Raw genomic sequence first — 1,100 nt, 5'->3', positions numbered from 1 at the left:
GATGAAAAAGATACCCTTCATGATGAGCGCAAAAAGTGCAGACCTTGCGTGGCTGAGACTTTTTTGTGCTCTTTCAATCGAAAATCACTGACCTGCTGCCTTAAAGAGATGCGTTCCCATGACATGCCATTCTCATTGGTTATTACTTATGTCAGTCATGCGGTTCAAATTGGGTTTGATGGTTCAAGCTGGCTGTCCGTGAGTCACGATAATACTCTGTATGAGGCAGCTATAACGAGTAAACTTTTACTTAACATTACAGGTGAAAAGTACGCTCGTGATGGGTTGTGGCTTGCCAATATTAATATTGTCTTCGGAAAAGGTCGTACTATTTCAGATTTCTCCGCATGCTTTCGTGAATTACGTCTGACTGATAATAATTTTTTAAAGTTATCAGATTCTCAAAAAAAAAGGTGTGTGCATCTAGCGCAGAAAAACGGTCAGCATGATACGGTGGCTGCGTTTATGAAGGTGCTGGCGGAGTTACTGAGGGAAGGGAAGTTATCAGTAGATAAGTTCATAGCGCTGGCCGCGGGGAAAGATGGTGACGAAACACCTGGACTATGTCTGGCGCTGCAAAATGGTCATCATGAGACGGTGGCTGCGTTTATGAAGGTGCTGGTGGAGTTACTGAAGGCAGGGAAGTTATCAGAAGATAAGTTCATGGCGCTGGCAGCGGGAAAAAGACGTGACGAAACACCTGGACTATTTCTGGCGCTGCAAAATGGTCATCATGATACGGTGACTGCGTTTATGAAGGTGCTGTTGGAGTTACTGAAGGAAGGGAAGTTATCAGCAGATAAGTTCATAGCGCTGGCAGCGGGAAAAAGACGTGACGAAACACCTGGACTATGCCTAGCGCAGCAAAATGGTCAGCATGATACGGTGACTGCGTTTATGAAGGTGCTGGCGGAGTTACTGAGGGAAGGGAAGTTATCAGAAGATAAGTTCAAAGCGCTGGCAGCAGCGAAAGATGGTGACGAAATACCTGGACTATGGATGGCGCTGCAAGAGGGTCAGCATGATACGGTGGCTGCGTTTATGAAGGTGCTGGCGGAGTTACTGAAGGAAGGGAAGTTATCAGAAGATAAGTTCATAGA

General features: G+C 45.8%; 1 pseudogene. It reads left to right on the top strand.

Annotated elements, in window-relative coordinates:
• Nucleotides 1–48: 48 nt before the first annotated feature.
• A pseudogene (locus JQC92_RS22445) lies at nucleotides 49–1,100 on the top strand (hypothetical protein); the annotation flags it as partial.

The organism is Parashewanella hymeniacidonis, assembly GCF_016900895.1.
Taxonomy (GTDB): Bacteria; Pseudomonadota; Gammaproteobacteria; order Enterobacterales; family Shewanellaceae; genus Parashewanella; species Parashewanella hymeniacidonis.
Note: the sequence above shows the minus strand (reverse complement) of the source record. Positions and strands in the feature narration are given on the sequence as shown.